This window comes from Kineococcus glutinatus, assembly GCF_039542765.1.
GTDB lineage: Bacteria > Actinomycetota > Actinomycetes > Actinomycetales > Kineococcaceae > Kineococcus_A > Kineococcus_A glutinatus.
In genome coordinates, this window is sequence record NZ_BAABIL010000132.1 from 1 (window position 1) to 6,433 (window position 6,433).

Genomic DNA, 6,433 nt, shown 5'->3' on the forward strand with positions numbered 1-6,433 from the left:
GACCTGCACCGATGCCCCACCACCGCCGTCAGTGGTCAGGACCCTGGTGAGAAAACCTCAATGAGCCTTTGTCAGTAGCCGCAGCCTGCTACTGACAAAGGCTCACTGGAAACCGCGTCCGTCTTTTGCTTGCTGCAGACGACGCCTGCCTTCACGACGCTGCGTGAACGGGTGAAGTTGGCCCTGAGAAGCGGAAGCAAGGCCCTTAATCTCGCCGCAGTATCCGCACAGCTTCAATCCAATACTCGACCCGCCCCTGCACTGCTGTTCAGCGATTCTCCCTCTTGATCCAACACTAGCGTTCGATAACAGCGAAGCGTCATGTCGAGCGACGCATGACCACTTTCGGACTCCAGCAGCACCGTCCCTTCAGAACCAAGAGAATGACGCCAGGGCATCACGAATTGCGGGGGCGTGACCCCATCGCTCTCGCTGTAAATCAAGCAGGTGGGGACCACCACCTCTCCCCGTTGTTGCGTGGAGTGAGGACCGGTAGTTGTCACTGATCGACAGGGGGCATGCAGGCGTCCCAGGGTTCCCGCGACTGAGTCGTCTCGGCCATCTACCGACTCCCAGGGCGCGTACGAACGACACACTTCGTCAAAGTACGCGAGAATGGCGGGAGACATGTCTTCGGCACCAAAGCGCAATAACGTGCTATCCGAAATCTCGGCCACCAGGTCGGCTCCCTTAGGGCCAAAGCGCGCGAGTTCACTGATAAACTCCGCCCTGTCGCCCTTCGACAGGTAGGCCGATCCAATAGTTGCCGCTGCAACGTCGGTGGAAGTTAGGAGTGGCGTGCGCGTCTCCAACTCTATGGGAGACTCGCGCAGAGCCACCTGAGTGCTGTCGATCAATCTTTCCACACCATTAGGCTCCTTACATTCATGGCAGGCCTCCTGTGCGACTTGGACTGCAGCGGCGGCGCGGCTGTCGACATACTCATCGCCGTCCAAGCCATAAGGGGCGGGACTATTGAAGATCGCCCACTCGACATTTAAGGTCTCCATCAACGCACGAACTCGCGGTGCACCGAAGGACGCGCCCACCACACCTACGAGATCGAGCTTCTCCTTCTCAAGGATTGCCTCCACTACCCCTCGGTAATTACTGGGCGACCATCCCCACTTGCCTCGTTCCTGCAGACGGCAAGCTTCGGCTACCTTCGATGCCGGCAGAGAAGTGGCGTCGTGCAGCCCCCGATAGAAAAGTCGCAGGGATTCCGCGCAATTGCCGGTGACCTCTTGGGTTACCCAGGGCTCTTCAAGAAACAGGAGCCTCTCTGGTCCTTGCCACTGGCTGGCGATGTAGGTCGCCTCTCCTGTGCCGAACAAGGCTTTACCCGGACCGCCTAGGTCGAAAAGAACAACTGACTTCGAACCGCCTCTAAATTGCTGCGCTCCGTCTCCCGAGGTGAGGGAATAGCGATAGGTCCGACCGTCGATGTTGACTGTTTCGCATGCCTCTCGAACGGCTACGCAGTCGACTCCCGAGGCGATCGAAGTGGCCGTAGGATCAGTAGAATTGGGTGCGGTCTCGTCGGTACAGCCTGCGGTGAGCGCGGCAGTCACTGCCAGACCGAGCAAGGTGAAAGCCCCACGGAAGGAGGGGCGCACCGACCCCTCCTTCCGTGATGTGGCACAATTCACCATCCGGGGTTTACGATGGCCCAGTCGGCGCAACCGGAGTATGTACCAACGCAGAAGCGGGCACTGTCCCAGTCGGCAAGGATCGGGTAAGCCCCACCCTGCCTCCCCTTGGGATTCATGACGAAATCTAGCCCTGCGGAGCGGCCACCGAAGATGGCACCCTGGTCGTAACGTGCTCCCATGTAACTGTTGGCCGCATCAGGGGTCGGCCACTTGTCTGCACAATTTCGCAGGGGCACCGTAGCCGAGAACGCTCCGGCGGTGACCGAGACTTCCGCCCCCTCGTTACAGAGGTGCTCAGGGGTGTGCGGGAAGTAGTTGGTCAAGCCAATAGTCCGAGACAGGTGATCCCTGTGCGGGCGGGAGCCAATGTCCATGGCGACGGGCACGTAGTCTTCGGTCCACGACAGCTGCTCAGCAGTCGCAGTGGCATAACGGTTGTAGCTGAATTCGTCGTAGCTGCCGTTGTAGTCGTTCGTGGGCTTGACTTTTTGGTAGCAGCCGTTGACCTTGCCCACGAGAGTTCCACTGCGACGCGCGTACGCAGTCTGACAGTCACCCGACTTGTAGCTGTACTGCCCATTATCCCACGTGGCCTGATTCATACCGGCGCCGTAGGCGTTCGCGGAGACACCTGAACTCTCTGGATCCTCACCCGTCAGCATCCCAATGTCAAAGCCGGCCATGTCTGCATCGGGGGCGTCGTCGGCCGTTAGCGCAGTGAACGTCACCTTTTCTACGTTACGGCCCCGCTCCCAAGCCACAGAAACGTTGGAGTCGAGGATGGCGACTGAAACATTCTTCGCGTCGATCAGCCGCCCAGCCCGAGCTTGCTCTCGGAGGTGCAGTTGCCGAACCTCTCGGGCTTGGGGGTGGTCGTCCCCCTTCCGCGAGTTCTTGATCTGATCATCCGTGAAAGTTACCTTCTTCGTCGCACGAGGAGCGTTCTCCGCGTGGGGCGGTGGGGTCGCCACAGCGTTAAGCGGCAGGGACAGCGCCAATGCCATGCCGCCACCGACGGCGGCAGCAAGGCGATGGGTACGAGTGATGCGCACAGGACTCCTCATGTTGAAACGGGCAGCCATCGTCAACCCCGATGGCAGGCGCGATCGGGGTTAATGCATCACGATGGATGTACCCACCTTCGACGACGTATCACCAAGCGGCGGTGCCCTGATAGGTGGAAGGCCAAACCGTAGCCAGCGGTGGGTGATGGCGACGCTAGCCCATGCTCACGCGGGGAGTCCAGTAGCAATGTGCAAGGAACGGCGTTAAGGGCTGGCGCACGTCGGTGACACCCTTGAGAGACCATCAGGTTGGCACCTTGACGGCGGGGAGCATGGTTGAGAATTGAACGAAAGAGGCGACCACGAGAGTAGACGCGACCGCGTGATCATGGGTGATGCTGGACGTGCCATGCTCGGCCGAGGAACCATGCCTGCCGTTGAGGTCACCGCCTGATGGTGGCCGTCAAGGGGGCAAGTTCGCCACGTAGAACCGGCTCATCCTCTTGCCCTAGAGCAAGCGCCGATTGAGAGAGCAGCCACGACCACGGCCATGGATGCGGTAAACAACGCTACGTCAAGTGATGGACTTGGGGCAGAACCCTCCGCATGATCAGTCTGGTGGTGTCAGACTTCCCACGCCCGCTGTGGCATGGGCGTTCGATGCCGTCACCGCCGCTCGAGCAGCCGTGCCCGTCACCAACAAGCAGACTGAGAGGATGCAGCGGGCCGCTAGCGGAAGCTCATCGCTGGCTATGCTGCAGCGGGTCAGTGGATGTGACAAAGGGGTCTGCTGCATGATCAGGTGACACCGACGCTGGCTTGCCCGAGAGGCAGCCTGGGAGGATGTCGCTGTGCCCAAGCCTTACCCCCGCGAGTACCGCGACGATGTCGTGCGGGTGGCTCGCAACCGCGAGCCCGGCGTGACGCTGGAGCAGATCGCCGCCGACTTCGGCGTTCACGTGATGACGCTGTCGAAGTGGATGCGCCAGGCCGACGTGGACGAGGGCACCAAGCCCGGCGTCAGCACCACTGAGAGTGCGGAGCTGCGCCAGGCCCGCGCCCGCATCAGGCTGCTGGAGCAGGAGAACGAGGTCCTACGCCGGGCCGCGGCCTACCTCTCTCAGGCGAACCTGCCGGGAAAAGGCTCCACCCGCTCGTGAGGGAGCTGGCCGCCGAGGGCATCCCGGTCGCCATCACGTGCCGGGTGCTGAAGATCGCTCGCCAGCACTACTACCGCTGGCTCGCCCAGCCGGTCACCCCGGCCGAGCTGGAGGAGGCCTACCGGACCAACGCCCTACATGACGCTCACCGGGAGGACCCCGAGTTCGGCTACCGCTACCTGCACGAGGAAGCCGCCGAGGCCGGCGAGGTGATGGCCGAGCGGACCGCATGGCGGATCTGCGCGGACAACGGCTGGTGGAGCGCGTTCGCCAAGCGGCGCTGCAAAAACGGCAAGCAACCCGGCCCGCCCGTGCACGATGACCTGGTCCAGCGGAAGTTCACCGCGGAGCAGCCCAACGAGCTGTGGCTCACCGATATCACCGAACACCGCACCGGAGAGGGCAAGCTCTACCTGCGCGCCATCAAGGACGCTTACTCTCGCCGCATCGTGGGCTACTCCATCGACTCGCGGTGGGGGTGCCCCCTCTGGGGGAGAAGTCGCGCCTGGCGGTCGCCGCGCTGTCCAACGCGGTCGCCCGCCGCCGCGCCGAGGGCATGGACGTGGCTGGTTGCGTGGTCCACAGCGACCGCGGGTCGCAATTCCGATCACGACGATTCGTCCACGCCCTGGCCCGGTACGGCCTGGTCGGTTCGATGGGCCGCGTCGGCGCCGCGGGCGACAACGCCGCGATGGAAAGCTTCTTCGGCCTACTGCAGAACAACGTCCTGGACCACCAGTCTGGGCCACTCGCGAGGAGCTGCGGATCGCGATCGTCACCTGGATCGAGCGGACTTACCACCGGCGTCGCCACCAGTCCGGCCTGGGTCGACTGACCCCTATCGAGTACGAGACCATCATGACCCCACCGGCCAGTCAAGCTGCGTGACCTGATCTGTCACCTGATCATGCAGCAGACCCAAGGCTCTCGGCCCCACGCCACAAGCGCGCAACGACGCGTCTTGTGATGCATGTCACAGGCAGGGTCCGGCCCTGTGACAACCTCGGGCGTGCGCCAGAGCGTCAAGACACCATGAAAGAAGGACCGTAGTGAGCCGAGACGAAGGCTTCAGTGACTGGGCTATCGCCACGACGCCGCAACTGCTGCGCCTGGGCCGCCTGCTTGCAGGTGACGGCCATTCCAGCGAGGACCTCGTTCAAGATGTGCTAGAGCGGGTTTACGTGAAGTGGTCTCGCATCGAGAACCCCACCGCCTATGCCCGTCAAGCCCTCGCGCACGCCTCGATGTCTTATTGGCGTTTAAGGGGCAGGCGTCGAGAGGTGAATCTCGATGTGGTTGCTGAGCCGGCGGGAAGCACCCGACACATCACTGCGGTGGACGATCGCAGCGAGGCAATGAGTCTGCTCAGACAGCTTCCCGCTCGACAGCGCGCCGTACTGGCCCTGCGGTATCTAGACGATTGTTCGGAGCAGGAAATCGCCGATATTCTGGGGGTGAGTGTTGGCACAGTGAAGAGCCACGGCGCACGAGCCCTTACCCGGCTTCGCCAACTCGACACCCACCTTACGGGCCCCGCGCAAGCGAGCAGGCGGTCTCCCGATATCACTCGCCTAATTCATCGTCCGGAGGACAGCACCCCATGAGCACTCCCGCCCCTGATGGCACAGCACACCGCGTCCGCAATCTGCTGATGCAGGCTACACAACCCACTCGAGGCGAGCTGGATAGCGTCCATGCCCTCGTTGATCGAGCGAAGGTACGTGGACGCTCGCGTCTGTGGCGTCGACGCGCCGTTCTAAGTGTGGGCACTCTGGCGGCGGCATCGCTCACGGCCGGCCTCGTACTAACATGGCCTAGTAGTAGCGGTAGCAGCCAACTCATCCAGCGAGCTCAGCCCGCTGCATCTGCTCCGGATCCCATGATTGCACCGACTCCCTTCATCCCGCCCGTGGTAGGGCCTGGAGCCGAAGATCTAGAAGATCACGTAGATGGGACGATCGTCGACATCCCGCCTGGGGACCCAACCATGGACTGGCGTGGCCAAGTCCGTCAGTCGATGCAGGAACACCCCGGTCCCTTCGTGCTACCCGAGCAGCTTCCGCCGGACGTGTTGGTCGTGCTAGCTCGCTCGGCTGGCGGCTACCCCGTCATAGACGTCTCAACTGAGTCTGGTCCAGCCGTCACCCTCTGCGCCGGCGAACTTGAAAGGTGCAAGAGGACCGCGCCAGGCTTCAACGTACTTCGTACAGGCGAACTGAACTTGAGCCCATACGTGGTGTTGGTGAGCGACCCCGGGGCGCCAACTGAGAAGGGGCTCAACGAGGAGCAGCTCCAGTACTGGGAGGATGTCGTGTTCACTACGTCTGCTCCACAATGGCTTCAGGTCACCGAGTAAGTGAGGTTTTCCCGGTAGCGGCGTGAGGGTGCGGGCGTGCCGGGTGGACGAGGGCGTTCGGACACGCAGGGCCTGGCCGGTGACGATGGAGGCGACCAAGCCTTTCCGCCGTACCCACCTGGACCCTGCGTGCTCTCCTCAGGGGTGGTGCCGGTCCTGTCCTGGCAGGCTCGGTGATGGTGGCGGCCGGCGGGTCAGCACTGAGGTTTTCTCACCAGGGTCCTGACCACTGACGGCGGTGGTGGGGCATCGGTGCAGGTC

At 62.6% G+C, this 6,433-nt stretch carries 3 protein-coding genes and 1 pseudogene; 2 read left to right on the forward strand and 2 right to left on the reverse strand.

What is annotated here, in order from left to right; translation table 11 throughout:
• Positions 1-233: 233 nt before the first annotated feature.
• Positions 234-1,616 (reverse strand): hypothetical protein, encoded by a 1,383-nt coding sequence (locus ABEB16_RS05960; protein ID WP_345711347.1) that lies wholly within the window; start codon positions 1,614-1,616, stop codon positions 234-236.
• 29 nt (positions 1,617-1,645) lie between these two features.
• The gene (locus tag ABEB16_RS05965; protein ID WP_345711348.1) at positions 1,646-2,704 is read right to left on the reverse strand and encodes a hypothetical protein; all 1,059 of its coding nucleotides are present in this window, start codon (positions 2,702-2,704) and stop codon (positions 1,646-1,648) included.
• Between the two features lie 803 nt (positions 2,705-3,507).
• On the opposite strand from ABEB16_RS05965, the pseudogene ABEB16_RS05970 reads away from it, so the two are divergent.
• Both ABEB16_RS05970 and ABEB16_RS05975 read left to right on the forward strand, forming a co-directional pair.
• Positions 3,508-4,704, forward strand: a pseudogene (locus ABEB16_RS05970) (IS3 family transposase).
• A 161-nt stretch (positions 4,705-4,865) separates the two neighbouring features.
• Positions 4,866-5,420 carry a SigE family RNA polymerase sigma factor gene (locus ABEB16_RS05975; protein ID WP_345711349.1) on the forward strand — a complete coding sequence of 185 codons (555 nt, stop codon included), beginning with the start codon at positions 4,866-4,868 and terminating at the stop codon, positions 5,418-5,420.
• The last annotated feature ends 1,013 nt before the right edge of the window (positions 5,421-6,433 follow it).